This is a genomic window from Sulfitobacter sp. M39 (assembly GCF_021735935.1).
In the GTDB taxonomy this organism is placed as follows: Bacteria; Pseudomonadota; Alphaproteobacteria; order Rhodobacterales; family Rhodobacteraceae; genus Sulfitobacter.
Genome location: NZ_WMDZ01000001.1, coordinates 1,497,462 through 1,523,151, shown reverse-complemented (window position 1 = coordinate 1,523,151; position 25,690 = coordinate 1,497,462). Strand labels below are relative to the sequence as shown.

General features: G+C 58.5%; 28 protein-coding genes and 2 pseudogenes. 17 read left to right on the top strand and 13 right to left on the bottom strand.

Going from position 1 to position 25,690, the window contains the following annotated elements; genetic code table 11:
• Positions 1-181 precede the first annotated feature (181 nt).
• The 4 genes from GLP43_RS07310 (at position 182) to GLP43_RS07295 (ending at position 2,702) form a co-directional block, all read left to right on the top strand.
• Positions 182-484: a BufA1 family periplasmic bufferin-type metallophore gene (locus tag GLP43_RS07310; RefSeq protein WP_237278797.1), complete on the top strand. Its 303-nt coding sequence runs from the start codon at positions 182-184 to the stop codon at positions 482-484.
• 91 nt (positions 485-575) lie between these two features.
• Positions 576-1,424, top strand: a complete 849-nt coding sequence (gene bufB / locus GLP43_RS07305; RefSeq protein ID WP_237278796.1) for an MNIO family bufferin maturase — start codon at positions 576-578, stop codon at positions 1,422-1,424.
• Positions 1,421-2,170 (top strand): HvfC/BufC N-terminal domain-containing protein, encoded by a 750-nt coding sequence (locus GLP43_RS07300; protein ID WP_237278795.1) that lies wholly within the window; start codon positions 1,421-1,423, stop codon positions 2,168-2,170. The genes bufB and GLP43_RS07300 overlap by 4 nt, the downstream gene beginning before the upstream one ends.
• Before the next feature lies 1 nt (position 2,171).
• Positions 2,172-2,702: a DoxX family protein gene (locus tag GLP43_RS07295; protein ID WP_237278794.1), complete on the top strand. Its 531-nt coding sequence runs from the start codon at positions 2,172-2,174 to the stop codon at positions 2,700-2,702.
• A gap of 3 nt (positions 2,703-2,705) precedes the next feature.
• Here GLP43_RS07295 and GLP43_RS07290 read toward each other — a convergent pair whose 3' ends face one another.
• Entirely contained in the window at positions 2,706-3,026 is a 321-nt protein-coding gene (locus tag GLP43_RS07290; RefSeq protein ID WP_237278793.1) for an arsenate reductase family protein, read from the bottom strand.
• A gap of 155 nt (positions 3,027-3,181) precedes the next feature.
• On the opposite strand from GLP43_RS07290, the gene GLP43_RS07285 reads away from it, so the two are divergent.
• Positions 3,182-3,388, top strand: coding sequence for a cold-shock protein (locus GLP43_RS07285; RefSeq protein ID WP_005852411.1), 207 nt, complete (start codon positions 3,182-3,184; stop codon positions 3,386-3,388).
• Positions 3,389-3,458: 70 nt separating this feature from the next.
• Here the strand turns inward: GLP43_RS07285 and GLP43_RS07280 are convergent, their stop codons facing one another.
• The 4 genes from GLP43_RS07280 to thyX all read right to left on the bottom strand — a co-directional run bounded on the left by GLP43_RS07280 (position 3,459) and on the right by thyX (position 6,577).
• Positions 3,459-3,752: a hypothetical protein gene (locus GLP43_RS07280; protein WP_237278792.1), complete on the bottom strand. Its 294-nt coding sequence runs from the start codon at positions 3,750-3,752 to the stop codon at positions 3,459-3,461.
• A 560-nt stretch (positions 3,753-4,312) separates the two neighbouring features.
• The gene (locus GLP43_RS07275) at positions 4,313-4,735 is read right to left on the bottom strand and encodes a hypothetical protein (protein WP_237278791.1); all 423 of its coding nucleotides are present in this window, start codon (positions 4,733-4,735) and stop codon (positions 4,313-4,315) included.
• A complete protein-coding gene (locus GLP43_RS07270; protein ID WP_237279932.1) occupies positions 4,732-5,298 on the bottom strand; it encodes a type II toxin-antitoxin system HicB family antitoxin in 567 nt (188 codons plus the stop codon). The genes GLP43_RS07275 and GLP43_RS07270 overlap by 4 nt, the downstream gene beginning before the upstream one ends.
• A gap of 358 nt (positions 5,299-5,656) precedes the next feature.
• Positions 5,657-6,577 (bottom strand): FAD-dependent thymidylate synthase, encoded by a 921-nt coding sequence (thyX, locus tag GLP43_RS07265; RefSeq protein ID WP_237278790.1) that lies wholly within the window; start codon positions 6,575-6,577, stop codon positions 5,657-5,659.
• Between the two features lie 201 nt (positions 6,578-6,778).
• Here thyX and GLP43_RS07260 point away from each other — a divergent pair, with 201 nt between their 5' ends.
• From GLP43_RS07260 to GLP43_RS07240, 5 genes are all read left to right on the top strand, one after another.
• Positions 6,779-7,738, top strand: a complete 960-nt coding sequence (locus tag GLP43_RS07260) for a thymidylate synthase (RefSeq protein WP_237278789.1) — start codon at positions 6,779-6,781, stop codon at positions 7,736-7,738.
• A gap of 12 nt (positions 7,739-7,750) precedes the next feature.
• Positions 7,751-9,136: a tetratricopeptide repeat protein gene (locus tag GLP43_RS07255; RefSeq protein WP_237278788.1), complete on the top strand. Its 1,386-nt coding sequence runs from the start codon at positions 7,751-7,753 to the stop codon at positions 9,134-9,136.
• Positions 9,137-9,204: 68 nt separating this feature from the next.
• Complete coding sequence (locus GLP43_RS07250; RefSeq protein WP_005852400.1) at positions 9,205-9,639, top strand: VOC family protein; 435 nt, start codon at positions 9,205-9,207, stop codon at positions 9,637-9,639.
• 4 nt (positions 9,640-9,643) lie between these two features.
• On the top strand, positions 9,644-10,354 hold the full coding sequence (locus GLP43_RS07245) for a DUF1194 domain-containing protein (RefSeq protein ID WP_237278787.1): 711 nt from the start codon (positions 9,644-9,646) through the stop codon (positions 10,352-10,354).
• A complete protein-coding gene (locus tag GLP43_RS07240) occupies positions 10,351-11,070 on the top strand; it encodes a DUF1194 domain-containing protein (protein ID WP_237278786.1) in 720 nt (239 codons plus the stop codon). The genes GLP43_RS07245 and GLP43_RS07240 overlap by 4 nt, the downstream gene beginning before the upstream one ends.
• On the opposite strand, the pseudogene GLP43_RS07235 reads toward GLP43_RS07240, so the two are convergent.
• Positions 11,064-11,309, bottom strand: a pseudogene (locus GLP43_RS07235) (MarR family transcriptional regulator); the annotation flags it as partial. The gene GLP43_RS07240 and the pseudogene GLP43_RS07235 sit on opposite strands and share 7 nt — an antisense overlap.
• Before the next feature lie 59 nt (positions 11,310-11,368).
• Here GLP43_RS07235 and GLP43_RS07230 point away from each other — a divergent pair.
• Positions 11,369-12,886: a recombinase family protein gene (locus GLP43_RS07230; protein ID WP_237278785.1), complete on the top strand. Its 1,518-nt coding sequence runs from the start codon at positions 11,369-11,371 to the stop codon at positions 12,884-12,886.
• 990 nt (positions 12,887-13,876) lie between these two features.
• Positions 13,877-14,650: a DUF1828 domain-containing protein gene (locus GLP43_RS07225; protein WP_237278784.1), complete on the top strand. Its 774-nt coding sequence runs from the start codon at positions 13,877-13,879 to the stop codon at positions 14,648-14,650.
• A gap of 123 nt (positions 14,651-14,773) precedes the next feature.
• Here the strand turns inward: GLP43_RS07225 and GLP43_RS07220 are convergent, their stop codons facing one another.
• The 4 genes and pseudogenes from GLP43_RS07220 to GLP43_RS07205 all read right to left on the bottom strand — a co-directional run bounded on the left by GLP43_RS07220 (position 14,774) and on the right by GLP43_RS07205 (position 16,867).
• Positions 14,774-15,412, bottom strand: coding sequence for a hypothetical protein (locus tag GLP43_RS07220; RefSeq protein ID WP_237278783.1), 639 nt, complete (start codon positions 15,410-15,412; stop codon positions 14,774-14,776).
• Between the two features lie 409 nt (positions 15,413-15,821).
• Positions 15,822-16,097, bottom strand: a pseudogene (locus GLP43_RS07215) (MarR family transcriptional regulator); the annotation flags it as partial.
• 112 nt (positions 16,098-16,209) lie between these two features.
• Positions 16,210-16,476: a succinate dehydrogenase assembly factor 2 gene (locus tag GLP43_RS07210; RefSeq protein ID WP_237278782.1), complete on the bottom strand. Its 267-nt coding sequence runs from the start codon at positions 16,474-16,476 to the stop codon at positions 16,210-16,212.
• Positions 16,469-16,867 (bottom strand): helix-turn-helix domain-containing protein, encoded by a 399-nt coding sequence (locus tag GLP43_RS07205; RefSeq protein ID WP_237278781.1) that lies wholly within the window; start codon positions 16,865-16,867, stop codon positions 16,469-16,471. The genes GLP43_RS07210 and GLP43_RS07205 overlap by 8 nt, the downstream gene beginning before the upstream one ends.
• 89 nt (positions 16,868-16,956) lie before the next feature.
• Here GLP43_RS07205 and GLP43_RS07200 point away from each other — a divergent pair, with 89 nt between their 5' ends.
• Positions 16,957-18,159 (top strand): pyridoxal phosphate-dependent aminotransferase, encoded by a 1,203-nt coding sequence (locus GLP43_RS07200; RefSeq protein WP_009826536.1) that lies wholly within the window; start codon positions 16,957-16,959, stop codon positions 18,157-18,159.
• A 22-nt stretch (positions 18,160-18,181) separates the two neighbouring features.
• Positions 18,182-18,577 carry a hypothetical protein gene (locus GLP43_RS07195; RefSeq protein ID WP_005852384.1) on the top strand — a complete coding sequence of 132 codons (396 nt, stop codon included), beginning with the start codon at positions 18,182-18,184 and terminating at the stop codon, positions 18,575-18,577.
• A 29-nt stretch (positions 18,578-18,606) separates the two neighbouring features.
• Here GLP43_RS07195 and GLP43_RS07190 read toward each other — a convergent pair whose 3' ends face one another.
• Positions 18,607-19,980, bottom strand: coding sequence for an MATE family efflux transporter (locus GLP43_RS07190; RefSeq protein WP_237278780.1), 1,374 nt, complete (start codon positions 19,978-19,980; stop codon positions 18,607-18,609).
• Positions 19,981-20,125: 145 nt separating this feature from the next.
• On the opposite strand from GLP43_RS07190, the gene GLP43_RS07185 reads away from it, so the two are divergent.
• Together GLP43_RS07185 and GLP43_RS07180 are read left to right on the top strand one after the other, a co-directional pair.
• Positions 20,126-21,271 carry an alpha/beta hydrolase family protein gene (locus tag GLP43_RS07185; RefSeq protein WP_237278779.1) on the top strand — a complete coding sequence of 382 codons (1,146 nt, stop codon included), beginning with the start codon at positions 20,126-20,128 and terminating at the stop codon, positions 21,269-21,271.
• The gene (locus tag GLP43_RS07180; protein ID WP_237278778.1) at positions 21,268-22,140 is read left to right on the top strand and encodes an alpha/beta fold hydrolase; all 873 of its coding nucleotides are present in this window, start codon (positions 21,268-21,270) and stop codon (positions 22,138-22,140) included. The genes GLP43_RS07185 and GLP43_RS07180 overlap by 4 nt, the downstream gene beginning before the upstream one ends.
• Before the next feature lie 24 nt (positions 22,141-22,164).
• On the opposite strand, the gene GLP43_RS07175 is transcribed toward GLP43_RS07180, so the two are convergent.
• Positions 22,165-22,836: a dimethylsulfonioproprionate lyase family protein gene (locus tag GLP43_RS07175; protein ID WP_237278777.1), complete on the bottom strand. Its 672-nt coding sequence runs from the start codon at positions 22,834-22,836 to the stop codon at positions 22,165-22,167.
• Positions 22,837-22,986: 150 nt separating this feature from the next.
• On the opposite strand from GLP43_RS07175, the gene GLP43_RS07170 reads away from it, so the two are divergent.
• Positions 22,987-24,948 (top strand): DNA gyrase/topoisomerase IV subunit B, encoded by a 1,962-nt coding sequence (locus GLP43_RS07170; RefSeq protein WP_237278776.1) that lies wholly within the window; start codon positions 22,987-22,989, stop codon positions 24,946-24,948.
• A 5-nt stretch (positions 24,949-24,953) separates the two neighbouring features.
• Here the strand turns inward: GLP43_RS07170 and GLP43_RS07165 are convergent, their stop codons facing one another.
• The gene (locus GLP43_RS07165) at positions 24,954-25,676 is read right to left on the bottom strand and encodes an AbiU2 domain-containing protein (protein WP_237278775.1); all 723 of its coding nucleotides are present in this window, start codon (positions 25,674-25,676) and stop codon (positions 24,954-24,956) included.
• Positions 25,677-25,690: the final 14 nt, after the last annotated feature.

Below are 25,690 nucleotides of genomic sequence, written 5' to 3'. Positions count from 1 at the left end.
CCCGAACATGTCACTATGTTTCAAAATTGCGCCTCCCAACGCTGGAATCTCGCGAATTGTTACAAAAAAACCGGCGATTTTCTGACGCCTCCGTGACACACTCCGATGTGAGTAGCTTTGTCGCACCCCACGCGGCTTAATGTCCTTATCGACAAGCAACCAACCTCAGGAGGAAACACCAATGTCCAACACAATGAAAACACTCGCCGTTGCAGGCGCAGTTGCCGCTGCCCTGTCCGCACATTCGAACGCAGCAAACGCCGCGTCGAAAGAAAAATGCTACGGCGTGGCGCTTGCCGGTCAGAATGACTGCGCCGCAGGCCCGGGCACCACATGCGCTGGCACATCCGTCACCGACTACCAGGGCAACGCCTGGAAACTGGTTGACGCAGGCACCTGCGCCGACATGGAACTGCCCGCAATGGCAGACGGGTCAGAGCGTATGGGCTCCCTCGAAGCGCTGGACCGTGACCTGCCAGCCTAAGCCCTTAGCGGCTTAAACCCTTCGCCTGCGCGGCACGCCCCATGCCGCCGCGCAGGCCCCTTTACACGACCCCTCGGATAGGGAGCCTTTTATGCCAGACGGTGCCACCCGTTTCGACACATTGCCCGCAAGCCCGGGCGTCGGCTATAAACCCCAGCATTTCAAAGACCTGCAGGACGATCCTGGTCCAGTTGAATGGATCGAAATCCATGCAGAGAATTACATGGGCGATGGCGGCCGCCCACTGGCGCAGCTGCGCGCCCTGTCCGAAAAATTCGCCCTCTCCGTTCATGGCGTCGGGCTGAGCATCGGTGGCGAAATGCCATTGGACCGCGACCACCTCGCCCGTTTGAAAAAGCTGTGTGACTGGGCAAACCCTGCCAGTTTCTCTGAACATCTTGCATGGTCCACCCATGACAGCGAGTTTCTGAACGACCTGCTGCCCCTGCCCTATACAGAGGCCACTTTGTCCCGCGTGGCCGATCACATCAGTCAGGTGCAAGACACGATCGGGCGTCAGATGCTGCTGGAAAACCCCTCCAGCTACCTCGCCTTTGATGAATCCACCTTGTCTGAAACTGACTTTTTAGCGGAACTAACCCACCGGACTTCCTGTGGTTTATTGTTGGATGTCAACAATGTCTTCATTTCAGCGAAAAATCTCGCCCTCTCCCCGCGCGACTATATCGACGCCTATCCGGTAGACGCCGTGGGCGAGCTTCACGTCGGCGGTCACGAGGAAGACAGCGTCGGTTTCAACCAGCCGCTCCTGATCGACAGCCACAGCCGCCCCGTGGTCGACCCCGTCTGGGATTTGCTGGCCTATACGCTGGACCGCACCGGCCCCAAACCCGTGCTGGTGGAATGGGACAATGACGTGCCCGACTGGCCGACCCTGCGCACAGAGGCAGAGCGCGCGGCGGATGTGCTGGCCCGATGACCACGCTGCACCGTTTTCGGACGCCCCTGCTGGACCCGACACAGGACCGCCCCGAAGGGCTGCGCGGTGCCGCTGGCGCGCCCGCTGACACGCGCTATGACGTTTACCGCAACAACGTCACCCATTCGCTAATTGGCGCGCTGCACAGCGCCTTTCCCTTGGTGGTCAAGATTCTGGGCACGCAGAACTTCGACCAGATCGCCCCCGCCTTTGTGCGTGCGCATCCGCCGAGCTCTCCGTTAATGATGCACTATGGCGCTGATTTTCCGCAGTTTCTTGCCGCGCAACCGCCTTTGTCAAAGATGGGTTACCTGCCCGATTGCGCCCGTCTCGACCTCGCACTCCGTCGGTCCTATCACGCCGCCGACAGCGCGCCCTTCGACCTTGCCGCATTCCAGCAGATTGCGCCCGACGCGATGATGCAGGCGCAGCTGCCCCCCGCCCGCGCGACGGTGCTGCTCCGCTCCGACTGGCCGCTGTATGACATCTGGCGGTTCAACATGCAGGCGGATGCCCCCAAGCCGCAGATGCAAGCGCAGGACGTGTTGATCACCCGTCCGGACTTTGACCCCGCCCCGCATCTGTTGCCCCCCGGCGGCGGCGCATGGTTCGCCGCCTTGGCTGGGGGTGCCACGCTTGATCAGGCCCATGACACCGCGCTGGCCGCGCACCCCGATTTCGACCTTGGCGCGGCTTTGGGCCTGTGCTTTGCAACCGGCGCGTTTTGCGCAAAGAACGGCGGATAAGATGCTGAAGACTCTCACCCTTTATGATCGCGCGACCGACTGGATCACCGCGCAAGACTGGCTGCTTCCCACATTGGCGCGGTTCCTGTTCGCCGCGGTGCTGACGCAGTATTTCTTTACCTCTGGCGTGACCAAGCTTGACGGTCTGTTCACGCTTAGCACCGGTGCCTATGTCCAGATCTTTCCCCGCGCGTTCGAGGCGGCGGGCTATGACGCGACGGCGCTGTCGGCGTGGCACGGGCTGGTGGCCTATGCGGGGACGCTGGCGGAGTTCGTGCTGCCCGCGTTGATCGTTCTGGGGCTGTTCACACGGTTTGCGGCCTTGGGGATGATCGGCTTTGTGGTGCTGCAATCGCTCACCGATCTATACGGCCACGGGCAATGGAGCGCACTTGGTCAGTGGTTTGACCGTTTGCCGGACGGGACCATTCTGGACCAACGCGGGCTTTGGGTGCTGCTGCTGGTGGTGCTGGTGGTCAAGGGCGGCGGGCCGGTTGCGCTGGATCGCGTCTTGCTGGCGCGCCGCCGCTGAGGGTTACTGCGCGGCTTTGACCTTTGCCTCTGTCGCGTCGTTCCAGCCGAGGAACAGATCCTCCCCCACCGCGATCAGGGGGCGTTTCATCAAGGCAGGATGAGCCGCCAGTAATTCGAGCGGATCGGTGCCGCGTTCCGCGTCGTCCAGACCGCGCCATGTGGTTGAACGGGTGTTGACCAGCGCCGCGCCGAATTGCGCGTGGGCGCGGGCCAGCACGTCGGCGGGGACACCGTCCTTGCGCACATCGACCAGCTGCGCGTCTGGCAGCGCCTTGATCGCCTTGCGGCAGGTATCGCAGTTTTTCAGACCGTAGATCAGCATTCTCACCTCACTTTTTTGGGGTTTCATATGTCCTAAGATAATCGGGCAGCGGAAAATTTCTTGATTTCCAGCGCAGGTGAACAACCTTTTATCGCGTAAGGCGGCGAAAGCAATTTTTCGACGCCGTGACAGCGATTAATGAGGAGCGTTGAGAAATGCCAACGGGTACAGTCAAATGGTTTAACACCACCAAAGGATACGGGTTCATCGCGCCGGAAGGCGGCGGATCGGATGTGTTTGTCCATATCTCTGCGGTGGAACGGTCGGGGCTGACCGGACTGGCGGACGAGCAGAAAGTGTCCTTCGAGATGTCCGAGGGCCGCGATGGCCGTCAGATGGCGACGGATCTGGAACTGCTGTAAAAAAGCCCGATGCCCAAGGGACACCGGGTTTTCTGGTCGTCATGCGGGCATGGACACGCGGGGCTGCGGCTTAGCGGCAGCCCTTTTCCCCCGGCACGCAGGAATAGGTGACGGGACGCGGCGTATAGTGCCGCACCTTGTGCTTTTTCGGCGCGGGGTGCGCCATCATCTGCTGGTAGCTGGTGCTGGTGTTCGGCGTGCCGCAGCAGATCACTCCGGAAATGGTGATCGGCTGGAGCCCTGCAGGGCAATAGTTGGCCGAGGACGGGTAGGCATAGATCGTGGGCTCTGCCGAGACCTGCGCGGGCAGCAGAACCGCACCCATCAGACCCAATCCGGCCATCATTCCTGTTGTTAGACGCATAATATCCCTCGTTATTTTCAATTTCCCTTAATTTGCCCAGTGTCAGCGGCCAAGTCTAGCCTTTTTGCCCCCTAGGGGAGTGTTGCTGGTACGGCGTAACGGCAGAGGCGCGGGCTGCGGAGCGGCACTCGGGTTACCCATGGGTAACTTAACATGTTGTTATTGTTTGTTTATTTTTGATTAGAGTGGCGTGCGGTGTGGTGCGTTCGTTGGCGTGAGGCATGGTTCGCTTGGTTGGATCGAACAGTCCGGTGGACAGGTCAAAGTGCCGAACGCGGAATGCGCGGGTATTTTGCTGGGGATGTATGTGGTGACCTAAATCGGGACCGCCGCGCCCGAACCGAGGGGTGGGAAGCGAAGCGCTAGCTCCTCGAAGGCAAGGCTTAACTCTGTCGGTGACGCGGATTGCTTTCATCCGCTGCCCCCCCCCCGTGTGGGGGGCGGGCAATGCCCAATCCGAGATTAAGCATGGATGCGATAAGGTCGAGAAAGGTCCTATTTCATGAAAAAGCCGCATGGCGAAGAATCCAGCGGTTCAGTTGAATCTAGAATTGAGGTAGCTAAACAGTCGGAAAAACAAACTCTCGGACTTTTGACCACTTCAAACCATCATACTTGATCTGAACCTCTAATACACCGGAACCTCTTATTTCAACATTGTCTTCGTTTAGAACGCAAACCACCACACCCCGAAGGTCGAAGTCACCTTCTGTTTCTTCGCTATCGTCCATTTCTGGCAGTTCGAAACTGTGTTCCAAAACGTTGTAGTCCATCTTCGTATCACGCAAACGGAATGCAACCTTTTTCGGTGCTGGAAATGGAACCTCCAACTCAATGTAAAGTGCGAGACGCAACAAATGCGTAATTTCATCATCTGCAACCGGGGGGCCAGAAGGTTTCGCGCCGATTATTACTGCGGAACCTGCTGCTTCTCTTCGCACCTCATCACAAAGCACTACAGATGTTACTTCCACTCCCTTCATTGCAGGCGTCCCATTGCTTTGGAAGGTGAACGAGCAACAAAGCTCTTGCTACGAACTTGACCGGGTTTCGATGTTTCAGAAGCGTTCACTACGTTGCGGACGCTCGCCGACGAATATTGGCAAGAAGAAATCCCACGAAAAACTTTTTCAAAAACCTTCAGGTCAACAATTTTAGCATTATTAAAACTTGTAAATTGAAGCCATTGATCTTCACCTATTGACGCGACTTTATCAGCGATTGTTCTTTCCCTATGACAGCTCAAAACATTAACAATATAATCATTAAGTGTTGTATCGGCCTTTTTGGCTGAAGCAGCCAATTCACGATGCAACTCCGGACTAACTCGTACGTTGAATGAGCCCTTGAAAGGCTTATCCGCTTCAATACCATTATTTTTACTATCTTCTAGATATTCATCAACAGCGGTCTGAAACTCCACTTCCAAACCAGCTGCGCTCTCGGATTCATAATTTACTAGATCCCGAATGTGGAGAAGCTTACCGTAAAGTATATTTTCTTTGGTATCCACTTCAATGGAACCAAGATACCCTTTATAGTTCATAGTTTTCACAGCAGACCCTCGGCCTCCAATAGTTCCTTAACTTGTTTCATCGCGTAACCCCTAACCACTTTGGGACTGTGTGGCTTGTGCAGGCGTATCTGCGGTAAGTTCTTGCCTTGGAAACATGCTCTTGAGCCACTTCCCTCAATTTGCCTGTAGCCAAAATGGCTCAGTAACCGCGTCAACTCTTCCCAAGTGAAATCATTAGGCTGATCAAGGAAACGCTTCTTTAACTTTTCACTTCGGGACATCAACGACTCCCGTGCAACTAAAAATAGTCACTGAACAAAAAGCTTGGCAATAGCAAGTAAACAATTTGTTGACTAAAGGGCAAAATTTCAAAATTTTATCCACCTACTCACCCAATCACTCCAACAAACTCCCGCCATTCCCCCTTGCTCATGCCAGAGGTCTCCTGCGTGACCTCCTCACCCTTCACCATCCGGCGGATACACTCAAGAGCTGTATTGGACATGGTTGCGCCACCTAGACGGTAATCCTCGAAGGCGCGGTAGGCGGCGGGGACCCAGTCGGCGACGACGTTGCAGATGGCATCGGCATAGACGCGGATCTCGTATTGGGCGTGGGCATCGGCGCGCAGACGCAGGAAGTGGAACAGGTTGTGCAGGTCCACTTTCCAATACCATTGCGTGTAGATGTTCGACGGCAGGTTCATCCGCGCCAGCTCTCGTGCCAGACCGTCCTGGGGTTCGCCGTCGGGGCCGGTTTCGGCGATCATCGCCTCGTAATTGTCATAGGCGCGGTTGCTGTCGGACTTGAGGATTTCGAGCACACGGGCGGCCTCTGCCCCTTCAAGAACGCCGCCGCGGCCCTGATTGTTCACCACGCTTTGGGCGTTCACATGGGACGGCTCGGGGATGTAGAATTCGCGGTCCAGGATCGAATAGCGGGCGGAGTATTCGTTGACGTTGGCGGTGCGGTGGCGGATCCACTGGCGCGCGACGAAGACGGGCAGTTTGACGTGGAGCTTGATCTCGCACATCTCGAAGGGGGTGGAGTGCCAGTGGCGCATCAGGTAGCGGATCAGCCCTTCGTCGTTCTGCACCGATTTCGTGCCGCGCCCATAGCTGACGCGGGCCGCCTGACAGATCGCCGCATCGTCGCCCATATAGTCGATGACGCGCACAAAGCCGTGGTCGAGCACGGGAATGGCCTTGTAGAGATGCGCCTCCATCCCTTCGGAGACGGCGCGCAGGGTCTGTTTCGGCTCTGCCCGCAGAGCGTCGATTTCGGCTTGTTGGTCGGGGCTGATCGGCATGGGGGGCGTCCTGTCATATGGGCGTGGATTCGGGGTCTACTATATCTGCGGCAGCAGGCCACCGGAACCGCCATATGCGGTATTGTTTTTGGGTAGCACTTTGGCGGCAAATGCGTGTGACACGCGTTGGAGCGTTGACAGCAGGGCGCGCGATTGGCGACTGTCGCGGCAATCAACAAGAAATTTTCGAGGCAGACAGTTATGAAATTCGGGACATCAGCGCTGGCGCTGTGCGCTTTTTTGGCAGCATGTGGTAGTGGCACGCCGTTTAATGGCGAGACGGAGACAGATACGGGCACTGACGGGAGCACGGGTGCCAGTGCCATTCCCGAAGAACTGGCAAACGACCTCAAGAGCTTTAGCTACGATCCGGCGTCCCAGACGCTGTCGATCACGGGTATCACCGCAGATGATAGCGAGTTCACCGCCGACTATCGCCGCCGCCCCGGCTTGGACCGCAACGGATATGAAGCCTACACCGCGCAGGACGGGTCGCTGGACCGCCACGTCACCGCATATGTGAAGGATATCGATGGCACCCGCGCAGCAGTGGTGATGACGGGCGGGCAATTCGAGCAGGTCTTTTCGGGCGCCGCATATTCCAACACCTCGTATTCAGCGCCTGTGGCCGTCGGGTCGGAGGAACAAGGTGGGCTGGTGACCTATGCGGGGAATTACATCGGGCTGCTGAACGGAGCCGGGTCCGGGGAAGACCTGGCACCGGTTGCAGACGGGACTGACCCCGACCCCCTGTCGCGTCAGGCCGCCGAAGTGACGGGCAAAGTGGTTCTGACCGGCGACTTTACCGACGCGGCGGTTGCAGGGATCATCTATGATCGCAAGGTGACCGACTTTGATACAGGCGGCACCTACGATCCCAACTCCGCCACCCCTTTCGAGGCGCAGAACATCGCGCTGGACAGCACCGGCATCGCGGACGACGGTTCGTTCTTCGGAACCGCGTCACAGTCTAACAACGCGGTCGGCGAATACGGCGGTATTTTCGGGGGCACGGGTGCCACGGAAGTTGCTGGTGTGATCCACGCCGAGAACCACATTGCGCTGGGCGGATCGGGCACACCGATCGAGTATGGCGCGTTTGTCCTGACCCAATGCGGCCAACCCGGTGAAGACGCGATCTGCGATCAGCCCGAGCGATAGAGCGGCTGTATCGTGTCTTTCGCCAATTGCGCCATCGGCTGTGCAGTGGCCGGGCTCTGCCTGCTGAACAGTGATCCTGTCGCGGCAGAGCAGTCAGTCGCGTTGTCTCTGCCCGAGGCCCGATCATTGGCGGTCCATGCGCTGAACGGTGAACGCCCTGCTCTGGCGTCGCAGATCGCGCGAGGATTGCTGATCGCAGACCCGCATTCGGCTTATGCGCATTATGTTCTGGCCACAGCGCATGCAGATATGGGGCACGGAACGGATGGGCGAAAGTCTGCGGCCCGAGCCTACCGCTATGCAGACAACAGGGTACAGAAGTTCCAGGCCGCGGAACTGGCAGCACGGCTGACCTTTGCAGAAGGGCATCCGACGCTCACTCAGCTTTGGCTTAGACGTGCCGTTCAAAACGCCCCGACCCCGGAGATAGAAGAGCAGCTTGCGCGTGACTATGCCCGTGTGCGGCGTGAGAATCCGTTTCGCTTTTCTATAACAGGCGGGGTGAAGCCCTCTAGCAATGTCAACAATGGTGCTGACACCGCACAGCAGGTGATCGACGGCTTGCCGTTTACCGGGCGGCTTAGCGGATCGGCGCAGGCCCTATCGGGTATCGTCGGTACCGTCGACGCGGTCGTCGGGTACCGTTTGCGGAGCACTCAAAAGACGCGGACGGATCTTTCGGGTCGCCTGTTTGTACAACGTGTGGCGCTTGATAGCGGGTCGCATGATTTGGCACCTGAAGCACGTAACAGTGATTTCGGAGCAACCTATGCAGATGTTTCACTTCGGCAGTCCTTCGCGGTCGGCGCGGCGGGCGGAAGCGCCGATGTAACCGGATCGCTTGGCGAATACTGGTCGGGAGGCGACCGCAGCTATTCATTCATGCGTGTTGGCGTCGGTCGCCGCTGGCAGCTGTCTGGTTCGACTTCGGTTTCCATGGGCGCGACGCTAGAAAAACGGTTTAGTGAACGAACTAGTTACTTTGACAGTAACACCGTGTCACTGATTGTAGGGTCTCAACACAGGCTCGCTTGGGGTGATGGTATCGGCGTTTCCGTCAATCTACGCGAGACCGACAGCGACTTCGTTAACTATGCCTCGCAAGCCGCATCTCTACGGTTAAGCTATAGCTTCGCCGATCAAATCGGTCCGGCGGTTGTGAACGCGGGATTAACCTTGGGAAAAACCGACTATGACACCTATTTTGCGGTTTTCGATGTCCCCGGTGGCAAGCAAGACTACGCAACCTATGCTGACGTTAACATCATGTTACCTGATGTGGACTATGCGGGGTTTGCGCCCAGTGTGACTTTACGCGCCGGACGGACGCGATCCAATGTCAGCCGGTTCGAAACGAGCGAGTTTTCCGTTTCGTTGGGATTTCAGTCAAAATTCTGACATCCGCTGGCAACCGCCGCCAGCCGTGCTACCCTGCAGGTCGAAGACGAAAGTAAAGGAGCCAACCCATGCCGATCAAATATTTGCACACGATGGTGCGCGTTAAGGATCTGGAGAAATCGCAGGCCTTCTACGAGCTGCTGGGCCTGAAAGAGCGCCGCCGGATCGACAATGAGGATGGGCGGTTTTCGCTGATCTTCATGTGCCCTCCCGGGCAGGACGACGGCCATGCGGATGTGGAGCTGACCTATAACTGGGACGGCGATGATGCGCTGCCCGATGACAGCCGTCATTTCGGGCACCTTGCCTATACCGTTGAAAACATTTATGAAACCTGCAAGATGCTGCAAGAGAACGGGATCACGATCAACCGTCCTCCGCGCGACGGGTATATGGCGTTCATCCGGTCACCCGACAATGTGTCGGTCGAATTGCTGCAAGAAGGGGACCGGCTGGAGCCGCAGGAACCCTGGGCCAGCATGGAAAACACCGGCCATTGGTAATCCGATGATCCGGGCGACCTTCCTTGCCACAGCGCTGGGCGTCGCGCCCGCGGCCCTTGCGGCGGCGGAGTGTCGGCTGGCGCTGCTGCTGGCGATGGATGTGTCCAGTTCGATTGATGCGGTCGAGGACCGTTTGCAGCGTGGCGGCACCGCCGCCGCGTTGCTGTCAGACCCGGTACGGCGGGCGTTTTTCGCCAGCGACCTGCCGGTCGCGCTGGCCGTCTATGAATGGTCGGGGCGCTATAACCAACAGATCGTGCTCGATTGGCAGATGATCAATTCCCCTGATGATCTGACGCGCGCGGCGGGCGTGGTGGCGGGTAGCCAGCGCAGTCACAATGATTTCCCCACGGCTATGGGCTATGCACTTGGGTTTGGTGCGGCGGTCATGGCGCGGGCACCGCGTTGTTTATACAAGACAATTGATCTGGCGGGGGACGGTCAGAATAACGAAGGTTTCGGCCCGCAGCTGGCCTATCGGTCGTTTGATTTTGACGATGTGACGGTCAACGGGCTGGTGGTGAATGCCGCCGATTTCGAGGCCGAGACGGGGCTGATCGCCTTTTACAAACGCGAAGTCTTGCACGGCCCCGGCGCGTTTCTGGTGATCGCCAACGGGTTCGAGGATTTTGAACGCGCCATGCGGATCAAGCTGGAACGCGAGCTGACACCCCCTGCGATTGGCAGCCTGCCCGTGGCCGAGGACGCGGGATGATCCGCGCCGGGGTTGCGACCCTTGTCGGCGCGACGCTTTGGGCGTCGGCTGGCCTGGCGGAGTGTCGGCAGGCCTTGGCCTTGGGGCTGGATGTGTCGGGGTCCGTCGATGCGCGGGAGTACCGCTTGCAATTGGACGGGGTTGCCGGGGCCTTGGACGATCCGGCGGTGCGCGCGGCGATCCTGTCGGCACCAGAGGCACCGGTGTCCCTGTTGGTCTATGAATGGAGCGGCCCGACAGACCAGCGCGTTATTGCCCCGTGGCGGTCGATCACTGATGCCGCCGCCCTGCAAGAGCTGATCGACGGGCTGCGACAGGTAGAGCGCGCGGCGGCGTCGCCCGGCACCGCGCTTGGCGTGGCGGTGGCAGCGGGGGCGGCCTATCTGGCGCAGCGGCCCGCATGTTTGAAACACACGCTTGATATCTCGGGCGACGGGATATCCAACCTTGGGCCCCGCCCCCGTGACGTGAAACGACAGCTTGCTGGGCGTAATCTGACGGTGAACGCGCTGGTGGTCGAAGCGGCGGAGGAGGACAGCACGCTGACGGGGTATTTCTTGGCAGAGGTGATCACCGGCCCCGGTGCCTTTGCCCTGCCCGCCGCGGGGTTTGATGCCTATCAATCCGCCATGACCACCAAGCTGCTGCGCGAGCTGGCGGTGCTGTCGCTGGCGCAACTGGCTGACGCAGCCCCGCCCGCCGCGCGCGGTCAGTAGATATAGCGGATCTGGTCCGTCCAGTAGCGTTCCATCCGTTTGAGCGCGCGGGTGATGTCATCCATGCCCGATGCGCCCAGCGCGCCCTTGTGCATCAGCCCGCTGGCGTGGCGACCAAACAGGTCTGACACAACGCCGCTGATGTGACGCCCCTTGCCGGTCAGCCGTACCCGTACCGAGCGGCGATCGATCTGGCAGCGCTGGTGGTGCATATAACCCATATCCACCAGTTTTTTGAGTATGGTTATTTAACCACCTAAAGGGAGAGGGTAGTTTTAGCCATGCACAGGAGCCAACGATGGTACAAGACACTCGCCCACTAGCGTTTTCGTATGTGAGATTTAGCAGCGCTGCGCAGGCAAAGGGCGCTAGCCTCGCAAGGCAAACTGATGCGGCCCAGAAGTGGGCCGACGAGAATGGCTACCTGCTATCTGCCACAACGTTTAGGGACTTGGGCGTAAGCGCTTTCAAGGGTGACAATACCTCTGTGGGTAGATTGGCAGCGTTTCTTGACGCTGTTGAGAGCGGTGCCATACCGCGAGGCGCAGTTCTCCTCGTAGAGAACCTAGATAGGATCAGTCGCGACAAATACCGGAAAGGCAGGAACATTCTTGAAGGCATCATCGAAGCTGGAGTTGATGTTGTAACGCTCTCGAACAACAAGCGGTATACTCTGCAAGACCTCGACGACAACGCTATGACCGGCATCGAGATCATCCTTACCTTCGTTCGTGCCCATGAGGAGAGCTTAACGAAATCAAAGCGCGTGAAGGATGGATGGCGACGGAACCTAGAGAAGGTCAAGGATGGCAAACGCAAGCGAACAAGAGCTGTCCCCTCTTGGCTACGCCTCGTCGGGACCATGGACGACGGAACGTTCGAACAAATACCAGATAAGGTTGAGTTGGTTCAGGAGTTGTATGGCAGGTTCGCTGATGGCGAACCCGTCTGGAGTATAGCGAAGGTGTTCAGGGATCGAGGAACCCTAACGCTTAGAGGCAAAACTTTTGCGAGCTCGAATATTTACCGGATTGTTCGGTCAAAGGCCCCATTCGGTATCCTTGAACTGGGCAGAGGGACTAAGAACGACCGCACGGTCATTGATCAGGTCGAGGGGTACTTCCCCAGAATTGTTGACGAAGACACCCAACGAAGAGTGACCTTCCGCCTTAATAACATGGCCAACCGTAGCTCCGCCGAAGCGAAGGCCCTCACCTCCCCAAAGAGGAGGACACATGGCATTCTGACAGGCGTCATATGGTCCACACACAAAGCGGGGGGCAACCGTTCAGTATGCAGGAAAGGTAGCGATGGCACATATGCTTACGTAGATAATATAACTCGGAAGTGGGTCGCCAAGCGGGAGGTTATCGAACGCCCGTTCCTTGAAGGCTGGAACGAGATAGTTGCTGCATACGATACAGACACCTCTCCTGAGATCGAGGCGGCAGAGGCGCTTCTATTGAGCGCTCAGACAGCGTTAGAGTACGCTCATAAAACTGGCTCGCATAGACTTGTTCTAGCTGCTGAGGCTGACGTGGAGGAGGCCCAGCGCTTGCTACGGGACAGCCGCGAGGGGCAAGCTATGGCATTGCAAGAGATACCGGATGACATCTCGTCCTTGGAGCCATGGCAGGCCAACCAAGTGGTACGTAGGGTCGTGGAGCGGGTCGACGTTGTACGAGGTGACAAGCTAAGGGACCGTATTACCGGCGAAGATGGTCGACGCGGTAAAAAAGTCATGCTCTCTGTGAAGTTACGCAACGGTCTTAGTCTTGTTCTCGGGGATGCTGAGCTTCTTTTCCAGAACTGTTAACGGCTCGAAGGCATCGTCAGGGGAGTTCTGTGCGCTGTATGTCAACGCTTATCATGAGCCCTCGGTATGTCGCACATAGCGTACTATTCCACAATCAAGCACAGTGTGTGTGGCTACTCTGAGGCTCGGACGGAATTCTACCCCCCTTCTGAAATACCTATCCGAGGGTTATACCTTAAGTATAGTTAGGTATGGGCTAACTACTTCACCGGCGTTGTAGGAAGCCCGACCACACATCTGGTGATAGCCTGATGATGAATGTCGAGTAAGGAAAGGTCAGTTCAGTACCTATGATAGGCAGATATCCAACCTCACTTGATCACAGCACCGAGTATGACCTGTTCCCAATTGCTAGGGATAGCTACCAGTTGGTGCATCCCGAGCTGCAGACCCTCAAGCATGGAGCATAGTCGAGACACTTCCTCAGTAGGGTCGCACCTGAGTAAACGCTTGTTTGACAAACTAGAGGTTGAAGTCTTACGACTGTCCATAACGTTGGGACAATCGCCTTATGAAGCTCACAAATATCATCCGACTTCAGAAGGCTGTTGTTGACTACGGGCAATGGTCGGAAGGTGAAATTGATAGAGCGTCGTGGCCTCTACGCCGCAAGAAGTTGAAGTTCTCACCCGACTGGAAGTGGCGCGTAGTGTCATTGCGTTCAGGTGAATACCACCTACGCGTTCTGTTGCATCTGAATATTAAGCTTGAGAAGTTCCACGCCATGCTAGGACAGGTCCGTGGCGATGAACTCGCAATCTTATGTAGCCACGAGCTTCACACGTCCCATTCAAACTGGCACTGCCACGTGGCGACGGGTGATATCGAAAAAGTACTTCCGGGGGTCACACGTGATCGGGACACTTTTCGCTACTGGCCGAGTTATACTGGTGACTGTACAGAGGATTTTGACGTAACGCCTGAGAGTGCCATGGCAATCGCATCAGAGCTATATCGCTTTGACGCGCCCCCCCAAGGAGAGCTGATCTTATGAACGTACAGAAGACCATCTGTACAGCCTTCTGTGAGGGCCTCTCTATCCGAGAGATACCTTTGGGCTATGCGATCAAGACACCCTTCAGCTGGCTACATGGTGAGCCGTTAGTGGTGTTTGCTGAGAAGGGGGACGGTTTGTTTAGGATGCGTGATGGTGGTGACACTCTCGCTCTACTTGAGGATGTTGCTGGAGACCTAACTACCGAAACCAAGATGGACGCTATGAGGCAGCTAGCCATTGAGCACGGCATTAATTTTGATGAGGATAATTCACTGTTCCTGAGCAACTGGTCTGAGGAAGCACATCTAGGAGATGCTGCCGTAAGGTTCATGTCTTTCCTAAACCGTATCCAAGACCTCGCTCTCCTCTCACGTGAAAGGGTAACCAACGCGTTCCGAGAGGAGCTGACAGAAGCAATAAAAGAACGTTTTGGCTCCCGCTTTCATGTAGGTGAACGAGAAGCGTTATCGCATGAACATAAAGAATATACTGCCGACATCATCATCCGCGATGCTAACATTCAAGCTGCCATCTACGCAGCGACGAGCGAGGTTAATGTTCTTGAGGCACTACTGACCGAGCAGGTGTTCAGAAACGATCCTCAGCTCAAAACGGTACCTGTGGTTGTCTTCGAAGACTTCATGCACAGCAAGGTCAAGCCTAGGACCCGCCGTAGAGCGCTTAACAGCTCTGGTATCGAGATTGCCGACTGGGCCGGTGGTGCAGATGATGTCTTAACGAAGATCGGCAAGCTTATGAGCGCGTAGAACGAGCACATGTGATTAAGTCATCCTTTTTTGGGGACCTATAGAGTTAAGCTGCCGCTCACTTGGGCATGGGTAAACAGATCGGCCGAAAGAGGCTCGAATATCTTTCTCAGATGAACGCCATCAGAGAAACCCCACACTCTCACCAAGCATAATACTGCGACACCTTTTCTCGACTGGCAAATAAGCCCGTTTGCTGGACTGTTCACGCACCTCGATCTCTGATGTGTGATCCTGATCAGCCGCTGGCATCTGCATATTGATGGCATCTGAAAGCTTGATGAGTGTCTCAAACCTGATTGCTGAAGCTAGCTCGTCCAGCAAACTCTTAGTGGTATCGCTAGAGTACACCCGCAGCCGCCCAACTTTCGCCATTAGATCATCTCGCCGTTCGGCGCGATACTTCATCGTCGACAACGACCCAAACAGCTCCTGCACCGAAGCACTCTGCTCAGGCAGATGCTCTGATAGAGGTGAACCTTTTACTTCTGGCCGTTCATCATGGAACCGATTTCGCCCCGCCTCTTGATCGCCAGCCGTCGGGTACGCGTTATCGAACCGAAACTCACGGAAGATCGCCTCGCCGCTACCATAGACGGCATATGCTTCGATCAGCCCTACGCAGGCTTCTATTTGGCGGTCCTGAAGGTTGCTCTTGTACGGCGCATCTACGGTGCGGATAAGAACCATGGTTTGTACAGCCGAGAAGACCATAGCACATGCGGCAACCACCAACGCGACTGCTTCTATCCAGCTCTTCACACCTAGCACCCCCTCACGCGTTCGACAGACTGATATACGCTACCCAGATGAGGTTAAGAACCCCTTTGTCGACCGGAAACCACTTCGGGTTCAGCGCAACGTTAACCTTACTTTAACAGTTTAGTTCGACACTGCCATGACCGGCAAAGAAGGACACGAGCTATGAGAGAACGTCAACCGACTAGGAACTTGAATGCGGTAGAACGGGTGCTGTTGGAGTACATCATCCGCTATGGACTAACCCCAAGTGCACGTGAGTTGTACCAGAGCGGCGAAGTAGGCTCACCGTCTGATCGAATTTTGAGAGAAAAATCTCTGCATCCTTCAAGATAGCTCTCGCGAAGTCTTTCCCCCCGTGTGGGTCGAGAAGTATGTGGAATAGCTGCAACTACCCCCTCCTTTTAACTGCAATAGAAACATACGTCTTCAGGTTATAGCTGACGTTGCTGCCCTGATAATAACCGCGGCTTTTCAACTCTCCGGCGGTGACTTCATTATCACCTATGTTGAACAGCAGCAGCGCCTGCACGGCGTTGATGTCCAGCACGCCGACGCGTTCGAATTCATCCTTGATGACGTCCAGCAGCAGGCGGTGCAGCCGTTCGACCAGCCCGAGCGCATCGAGATAGCTTTGCATGAATCCCGCCTCTGACGGGGGGATGGGGATGGGGTTTTGGATACTCATATTCAACTCCGACATTGCGATTGGGGCGGAAGCTGAAGATAAAAATAAAATATATCGTTAAACCGGACGGATGTCGGCGCGCGGGGGCCGACATCCGCAGGGCAAACCGCGCCTAAAGCGGGTTTGCAGCCAGATGAATCTGGATGTCCGCGATCAGCGCGGTAAAGGGTTCGGGCGCAGGCGTTTGCCCCGTAACCCATTGATAAAGATCGTGATCATTCTCGCTTAGCATTTCGTCATACAGCGACAATGCCGCGTCATCCATCGTCGCGAGACGGGTCGAGGCATACGAAGGTAAAATCAGATCCATTTCCTTAATACCTCGCCGCATGGAGCGCATATGCAGACGTTTTACCTTGTGTTCGTGCAGCTCAGCCATGGGTGTTCCCTTTGAAAATCCGGCGTAGTTTCTTTTCGAGACGGGCCATTTGTTCGGCCCGTTTCAGCATGTCGGCGCGCATGTCGCGCAGTTCGATCAATGCTTCTTTGATGCTGTCGTCTGTGGCGGCGGTGTCATCGGGGGCGTCGATGCCTTCGCCCTCGCCGTTGATCAGCCACATCATCGACACGCCCAGGACCCCGGCGAGCGTGGACAGGCGGTTGGCGCGAGGTTCGGACAGGTCGTCTTCCCAGCCGCGCAGAGTGGATTGCTTGATCCCCAACCGCTTGGCGAGCGCGGCTTGCGTCATATCCGCGTTCTCGCGCGCGGCGGCGACCCGGTCGCCAAAGGTTGCCACGTCGGATGCGTACCAGTCTTCGTTCTCGGCCATTGCGTCTCTCCTGTTTGGACCGATCTGGCTTGATCGGTGCGGGGGTGCGCCCTATGAGGGTGCTGCACACATATCAAACTGAGGCCGAAATGGAACTGCTGTCCAAGACCCTTGCACGCGTAAAACCGTCGCCCACCATCGCCGTGACCCAAAAAGCTGCCGAGCTGAAGGCCGCAGGCAAGGATGTGATCGGGCTGGGCGCCGGAGAGCCGGATTTCGACACGCCGCAGAACATCAAGGACGCCGGTATCGCCGCGATCACCGCAGGCAAGACCAAATACACCGCCGTAGACGGCATCCCCGAGCTGAAGCAGGCGATTTGCGCCAAGTTCAAGCGTGACAATGGGCTGGACTATACCCCATCTCAGGTCAGCGTCGGCACGGGTGGCAAGCAGATCCTGTACAACGCGCTGATGGCCACGATGAACCCCGGCGAAGAGGTCGTGATCCCTGCGCCCTATTGGGTCAGCTACCCCGACATGGTGCTGCTGGCCGGTGGCACGCCGGTGATTGCCCCCGCGACGCTGGAGAATGATTTCAAGCTGACCCCAGAGGCCTTGGAAGAGGCGATCACGCCCAACACGAAATGGTTCATCTTCAACTCGCCTTCGAACCCCACAGGCGCGGGCTATAGCTGGGATGAGCTGAAAGCGCTCACCGATGTGTTGATGCGTCACCCCCATGTCTGGGTGATGACCGATGATATGTATGAGCATCTGGCCTATGATGATTTCAAATTCTGCACCCCCGCGCAGGTGGAGCCCGCGCTGTATGACCGCACGCTGACGGTCAACGGTGTGTCCAAAGCCTATGCCATGACCGGCTGGCGGATCGGCTATGCGGCGGGGCCAGAAAAGCTGATCGGCGCGATGCGCAAGGTGCAGTCGCAATCCACGTCGAACCCCTGCACCGTCAGCCAGTGGGCCGCGGTGGAGGCGCTGAACGGCACGCAGGATTACATCGCCGAGAACAACAAGATGTTCACCCGCCGTCGCAATTTGGTGGTGGATATGCTGAGCGAGATCGACGGCATCGTCTGCCCTAAGCCAGAGGGCGCGTTCTATGTCTATCCGTCCATCGCAGGGCTGATCGGCAAGACTACCCCCTCGGGCGTTACCATCACCGATGACGAGGTTTTCGCCACTGCGCTGCTGGAAGACACCGGTGTTGCCGTCGTCTTTGGCGCGGCCTTTGGCCTGAGCCCGAACTTCCGCATCAGCTATGCCACCTCGGATGAGGCGCTGAAAGAAGCCTGCACCCGTTTGCAGCAGTTCTGCGCCGCGCTGAGCTAAGCCAGACCGTAAAGGAGCCCCCATGGCGAGCGACCTGCCAGAGTATTACTTTCGCGTGCGCGAGAATGGCGCGGCGGTGTTTCGCGTGGATGCAGAGAACCGCCAGCGGCGGATCGAGATGGACCAGATCGCCGTTGTGAACATCCGCAACGGCGAGATCAAACCCCAAGGCGATCGCGTGCTGTCGGATGGCGATCTGGAACGTATCCGCCAGTGGATGACCGAGCGCGCACAGGTGCTGGCGCAGCGCGACATCGACGATATTCACCGTGCGGTGGATTATCTGAACCTGACAACGCAGTGGGTGCAGTCAAAGGCCACGGACGACCAGCTTGATGCCGTCACGGACGCGCTGCTGTTGGCGATGCATGATCTGCGCAGCACCTTGGTACGCAAGAAGGCCGACCGGCTGCCCTAGGCGAAGCGGCTGCCGGTCAGCAGGTGGTGTTACGTGGCTGCGGCATCTGTTGGCCCCAGACGTTTTAGTACACTGCCCCAGAAGCGCGCGTTCAGCAGGATCGCCGCCACGCCAAGGCCAAAGACCAGCCCGAGCCAGACCCCGACCCCTTCTAGGTCAAAGACAAAGCCCAGCAGATACGACACGGGCATGCCCACGATCCAATAGCTAAAGCCCGCAAGGATCATCGGTACGGTGGTGTCCTGCACCCCGCGCAGAATGCCCAAGGCCACGGCCTGCGCGCCATCGACAAGCTGGAACAGCGACGCCATCGCAAGCAGCCCCACCCCGATCACAAGAATCTGGTCACGCGCGGGTTCGTCACGTTGCATGAACAGGTTGATCAGCGGTTCAGGCCACATCACGAAGACAAAGATCGTCAACACTGCAACCAGCGCCGACATCACCGTCGCGGTGATCGCGCCACGCGCCAGATGCGCCGGATCTCGGCGGCCATAGGCGTTGCCTGCGCGGATCGTAGCCACGTTGCTGATGCCAAGGTGCACCATAAAGGTGATTGACGCCAGTTGCAGCGCGATTCCGTGGGCAGCCAGCGCTACGGTGCCCAGCCAGCCCATCATGACGGCGCTGGCTGCGAACAGCCCGACCTCGCTTAACCCTGTGAAGCCGATGGGCAGGCCTAGGCGGAACACGCGGGCCAACATCTCCCAATCAGGGCGCCAGAGGCGGACAAACATCTGGTGTTGCGGCATTTTCCACAGCACGTAGATCACCACGGCGACCAGCGACACGCTGTGCGACGTGACAGACGCGATGGCCGCACCGCGCACGCCAAGCTCTGGCGCGCCCCAGTTGCCGAAGATGAACGCATAGTTGGCCAGCACATTCGCGACGCCCGCCAGCAGCGTGATCCACAGCACGACCTGTGTGCGTTCCAGCGCGGCGAGGTAGCTTTTGAGCACCATGACCATCAGCGCGGGGAAGATACCCCAAGCAGCGATGAACAGATAGCCATCGACCATATCGGCCAGCGCCTGATCCTGCCCCATCAGCGCCATGATCGGCCGCGACCAGATCATCAGCGGCAGCGCCAGCACGGCAAAGCCCATCGACAGCCACATGCCCATGCGGGTGGCGCGACGCAGGCCGACCTCGTCGCCCTCGGCGTCAAAGGCGGCGACCAGCGGCATCACGCCCCATGCAAAGCCCGACCCGAAGATCAGCAGCACGAAGAAGTAGGTGCTGGCGAGGGTGACAGCGGCCAGCGCCTCGACGCTGTACCAGCCCGCCATGACCGTATCGGAGACCCCGATCGCGATCTGCCCCAGATGCCCGCCCACCAGCGGAAGCCCCATCACGGTGATGGCTCGGGCGTGGCCCGGATATGTCATTTGCTGTGTCATGCGCCTTTCCTACGCCGCCCTGCCCGCAAGGGGAAGAGCCGATGACCTAGGGGAAGGCAGCGCGGCGGTTTGCGTCGTCGGGCGGGCTTGCACCCTGCGGCTGGCCGCGCCACAGTCGCGACACCGAAGTTGGGAGAACACCGCCTTGCACAACCGCATCGATCTGCTGCGCCCCGACGCGCCAGCGCTGGCGCAGCGTGGCCCCCATCCCGTCGGCGTGACCACCCTGACCGCCCCTGTGTCCGACACGCGCCAGTTGACGCTAGAGGTTTGGTATCCGGCGGCCGAGGGCACGCATGCGGGGACGTCCTATGCCACGTTGCTGCGCGACGGGGCGACGCCGACTGTCCTGCACGGGTCGGCCTGCCGCGAGGCTTTTGTCGCCGCGGGAATTTCTGCGCCGTTGATCTTGATCTCGCACGGGTATCCCGGGAACCGCTTTTTGCTGAGCCATCTGGCGGAATCCCTTGCGCGCCAAGGCTTTGTCGTGGCGGCACCGGATCACGCGGGCAGCACCTATGACGATCAGCAAGCCTTCGGAGTGACGTTGCTGAACCGTCCGCTGGACCAGCGCGCGGTGATTGACGCGATGGAGGCGCTGACGGGCCCTTTGGGCGATCTGGTCGATTGTCGCCGCGTCGGGCTGATCGGCTACTCTATGGGCGGCTACGGGGCGATGATCTTTGGCGGGGCGGGTCTGGCCGAGACGGCGTTGCAGCATCCCCGCGCGCCCGAGGGCGACAGCCTTGCGCGGCATCTTTCGGAGTCAAAGACCCACGCCGCCCTGCGCGACCCGCGGCTGTGCGCGATCATGCCCATCGGCCCTTGGGGCAACGGGCAGGCGATGTGGGATGCCGGTGGGCTGGCGCAGATGGACACGCCGCTGTTCATGATGGCCGGCACCGTCGATGATGTATCAGACTATGCCGCGATGCGCCGCCTCTTCACCGGCTGCGCCAGCGACCGCTATTTGTTAAGCTTTATCAACGCGGGCCATAATGCCGCCGCGCCGATCCCTGCCCCGCTGGAAAGCTGGGCGCATTCGGATCTGCTGGGGTGGGCACCGTTCCAGCACTATGCCGATCCGGTCTGGGACACGCTGCGCATGAACAACATCGCGCAACATTACGCGGCCGCCTTCATGGGGATGCATCTGCGCGGTGACGACACCGCAGGGATGCTGGACGGGGCTGACTGGCCCGGTTTTGCCCCGGGCACCGCCGCAGGGCTGCAGCTGGAGCATTTGCCCGCCGACCCCGCCCCAGACAAACCGAAAAGGAAGACGACATGACCGCCCATTGGACCGAAACCCGCCAGATCAACGGCAACCCTTTCTTTATCCGCCACTGGGGCGATGAGGACGCGCCCAAGCTGCTGATGCTGCACGGCTTTCCCGAATATTCGGGCGCGTGGAACGATCTGGCCCCGCTATTGGCGCAGCGGTTCCATTGCATTGCCCCCGACCAGCGCGGCTATGGGCAAAGCTGGCGACCTTCCGAGGTAGATGAATACAAGACGTCAAAGCTCGTGTCGGACATGGCGGCGCTCATCGGGGACGACCCCGTGATCCTGCTGGGCCATGACTGGGGGGCCTCTGTCGCCTATGCGCTGACCATCGGGCGGCCTGATCTGGTATCGAAGCTGATCATCATGAACGGCGTCCACCCCGCCCCCTTCCAGCGCGAGCTTGCCAAGGGCGGCGCGCAGACCGATGCGTCGCAATACATCCATTTCCTGCGCCGTGAGGGGTCAGAGGATATTCTGACCGCAGATAACTTCGACAAGCTGATGGGGCTGTTCTCGGCGCATATGGATATGAGCTGGCTAGAGGGCGAGACGCTGGCGGGCTACAAGGCAGCGTGGCGCGATGCGGCGGGGCTGCGCGGGATGGTGAACTGGTATCGCGCCTCACCGCTGAAACTGGGGGCCGAGGGCGAGGCGATTGACGACGCGCTCAGCTTTGATCCGGCGCGGTTGCAGGTCCGCTGCCCGCATCTGCTGGTCTGGGGCACCGATGATACCGCGCTGCTGCCCGAGACGACCCGCGGGCTTGAGGACTACGCCCCCGACCTGACCCGCGCCCCCATCGAGGGCGCGGATCACTGGCTGCACCACCAAAAACCGCAAGAGGTGGCGGAGGCCATTCTGAACTGGCTTTAGGCCGCGCCTGCCCCGTCCCGCGCGTTATTTACGGGCGCGGGTAAAGACCATTTTTTGCTGGTGCAGATCAGCGGGCTCGCCCATCCATGCATAAGCCAAAAGCGCGGGTTCATGATCGCCCACCGTGATCCGGTGCAGATGTTCGGGCGGGTTAAAGATCATCGAACCGGGCACATAGACGCCTTGATGGTTCTCGGACACCGCGCCGGACAGGCAGACGTAGCTTTCGGTGATCCCCTTATGGGCATGGGCCGGATAGGTGCAGCCCGGCGCGAAGAGCACCACGCCCAGAATGATATCATGGCTGACCACCGGACCCTGCGCCCCTGCCAATTCGGCATAGGCATAGCTGTTGGTCAGCCCCTTGGGGACTTTCTCGTAGCCGTATTGCCAGCTGAGGTCATGGGCCACGGCATCCAGCGCCCTGACCGCGGGGGCCAAGGCCCCCTGCTTGCCCTCGTCCAGCGCGCGGCGCAGATGGGCGGTGACGGGCTTTTCCGCGCGCGGCTGCAACCGCAGTTCGGCATTGCCCCGCAGCAGCCTTGCGATGGCCTCGCGTGCTTTGCGTTGATGGCTTTTGATCCGGTCGCTGCCGCCCGCGGGCAGGTAGCGATAAAGCTCGTCACATTCCTGCATCATATAGCGCCAGTTGGGCACATCGCGCAGGGTGGTGGGGGTAACGGTGTCAAACGTCATGGCAAGCCTTCCAACGGTTTCTTGCAGCGATGATAGCAAAGGCACAGCCGCAGGAAACACCGCATTGCGACGTCATCCGCCCTTCCCCCGACCATAGCGCTCTGGCATAGTGGGAGGCTCAACAAAAGCAACAGACAGGCAGGCCCCTACATGTCCGATCTTCTTTCCGGTGCGCAGAGCAACGCCAAGGAATATGATGCCTCTTCGATCCAGGTTCTTGAGGATATGGAGCACGTGCGCCTGCGCCCCGGCATGTACATCGGGGGCAAGGACGATCGCGCGCTGCACCATATGGTCGCGGAAATCATCGATAACTCGATGGACGAAGCCGTCGCGGGCCATGCCACCTGGATTGAGCTGGAACTGCATGAAAACGGCCATGTCACCGTGCGTGACAACGGGCGCGGCATCCCCACCGATCCGCACCCCAAAGACCCCAGCAAATCGGCGCTGGAGATCATCTTTTGCACGCTGAACGCGGGCGGTAAATTCTCGGGCGATTCGTACGAGACCTCGGGCGGTCTGCACGGCGTGGGCTCCTCTGTGGTCAACGCGCTGTCGGATCACCTGCGGGTCGAGGTCGCGCGCAACCGCGAGCTGTTCGCGATGGAGTTTTCGCGCGGCATCCCCCAAGGCAAGCTTGAGAAAATCGGCGCGGCCCCGAACCGGCGCGGGACGGCTGTCACCTTCCACCCCGATGCAGAGATCTTTGGCGCGCTCAAGCTCAAGCCCGCGCGGCTGTTCGCGATGGCGCGGTCCAAAGCCTATCTGTTTTCCGGCGTCGAAATCCGCTGGAAATGCGGCCAGACCGATGGCGACACTCCGCAAGAGGCGACGTTCCACTTCCCCGGCGGCCTGTCGGATTATCTGAACGAAACGCTGAAAGGGTCGACAACCTACGCCGAACACCCCTTTGGCGGCACCGTCGACTTCCGCGAGAAATTCAACGCACCGGGCAAGGTCGAATGGGCGATCAACTGGACGCCGTCACGCGATGGCTTCATCCAGTCCTATTGTAACACCATCCCCACCCCCGAAGGCGGCACCCACGAGGCCGGTTTCTGGTCCGCGATCCTGAAAGGCGTCAAAGCCTACGGCGAGCTGGTCGGCAACAAGAAGGCCGGCACCATCACCCGCGACGATCTGATCACCGGCGGCTGTGCGTTGGTGTCCTGCTTTATCCGCGAGCCTGAATTCGTTGGCCAGACCAAGGACCGTCTGGCGACGGTGGACGCGCAGCGCATGGTGGAAAACGCCGTGCGCGACCACTTTGACAACTGGCTGGCGGCGGATACCAAAAGCGCCGGTGCGATCCTTGATTTCCTTGTGCTGCGCGCCGAAGAACGCCTGCGCCGCCGTCAGGAAAAAGAGACCGCGCGCAAGACCGCCACGAAAAAGCTGCGCCTGCCCGGCAAGCTGACCGACTGCACCTCCAAAACCCGCGAAGGCACCGAGCTGTTCATCGTGGAGGGCGATTCCGCCGGTGGCTCCGGCAAGGGCGCGCGCAACCGGAACACGCAAGCCTTGCTGCCGCTAAAGGGCAAGATCCTCAACGTGTTGGGGGCCGCGTCGAGCAAGCTGAACACCAATGCCGAGATCAACGATCTATGCGAGGCGCTTGGCGTCGGGATGGGCACGAAGTTCAACCTTGATGACCTGCGCTATGACAAGATCATCATCATGACCGATGCGGATGTAGACGGGGCCCATATCGCGGCGCTGCTGATGACGTTCTTTTATACCCAGATGCGCCCGATGATCGACGCCGGGCACCTCTACCTCGCGTGTCCGCCGCTTTACCGTCTGACCCAAGGGGCCAAGCGCGTCTATGTGGCGGATGATGCGGAAAAGGACATGTGGCTTGAGAAAGGCCTGGGCGGCAAAGGCAAGATCGATCTGCAACGGTTCAAGGGTCTGGGCGAGATGGACGCGAAAGACCTGAAAGAGACCACGATGGACCCCACCACCCGCAAGCTGATCCGTGTCACCGTCGACGAAGACATGCCCGGAGAGACCGGCGATCTGGTCGAGCGTCTGATGGGGAAGAAACCCGAGCTACGCTACCAGTATATTCAGGAGAACGCCCAGTTTGTGGAGGAGCTGGATGTTTGAGGGGGTTAATCGTGCTCATTTGGTGGAGGATCAAGCCAAGCTGGGTAGGGTGCTATCGCTTCAAACTCGTCCAACTTCCCTTGATCCAAGAGCTTAATCATCCTCGCTTTCCGTTCCTTCAGTGCAAGTTCACCTTCATAGAGGTTCACCAAAAAATCCGTTTCGTCGGGTAGAAGAGAAACGGGGTGCGTATCGAAATGAATGCCCATTTTTTTGGCTTCGATCCACTGAAGCGTTTCGGCGATGTGTTTGATACAGATATCTACTTTATCGCGGCTGGCGGGTTCTAATTTAATTGCACCCGTTCGATAGGCAATTTCAGAATGGGCTATCCGCTTATCCGACCAGTTGCGTGCAAACTTCGCTGATATAACTGCTTTAGACACGAGTAATTTCATTTCAGCTTGCTGCTCACCTTTCAGATGAATGGGAAAAGCGCATACAGTAACCGGTTGTTTACCTTGCTTAGTTGTAATTTTGTCCGTCAATCGCCTTATCGCCAATAGTGCCGCCTCGAACATTGAACGCTCTATGACACCCGAAACGACCGGCGACGCGCGGTTCATCAACTCGAACCGTTCCCTATTCTGTCCAAATAGCCCCTTATAAATTCGCCATTGGTTTCTCAGTGATAAGAGATCGAGCATCGCGTAAACATACACAGTCGAAAATTCAACCCCGAGTATTGGGGTCAATTCGTCTATCTTATGTTCTGGATCAATAGTCATCGATGATGGTCCCC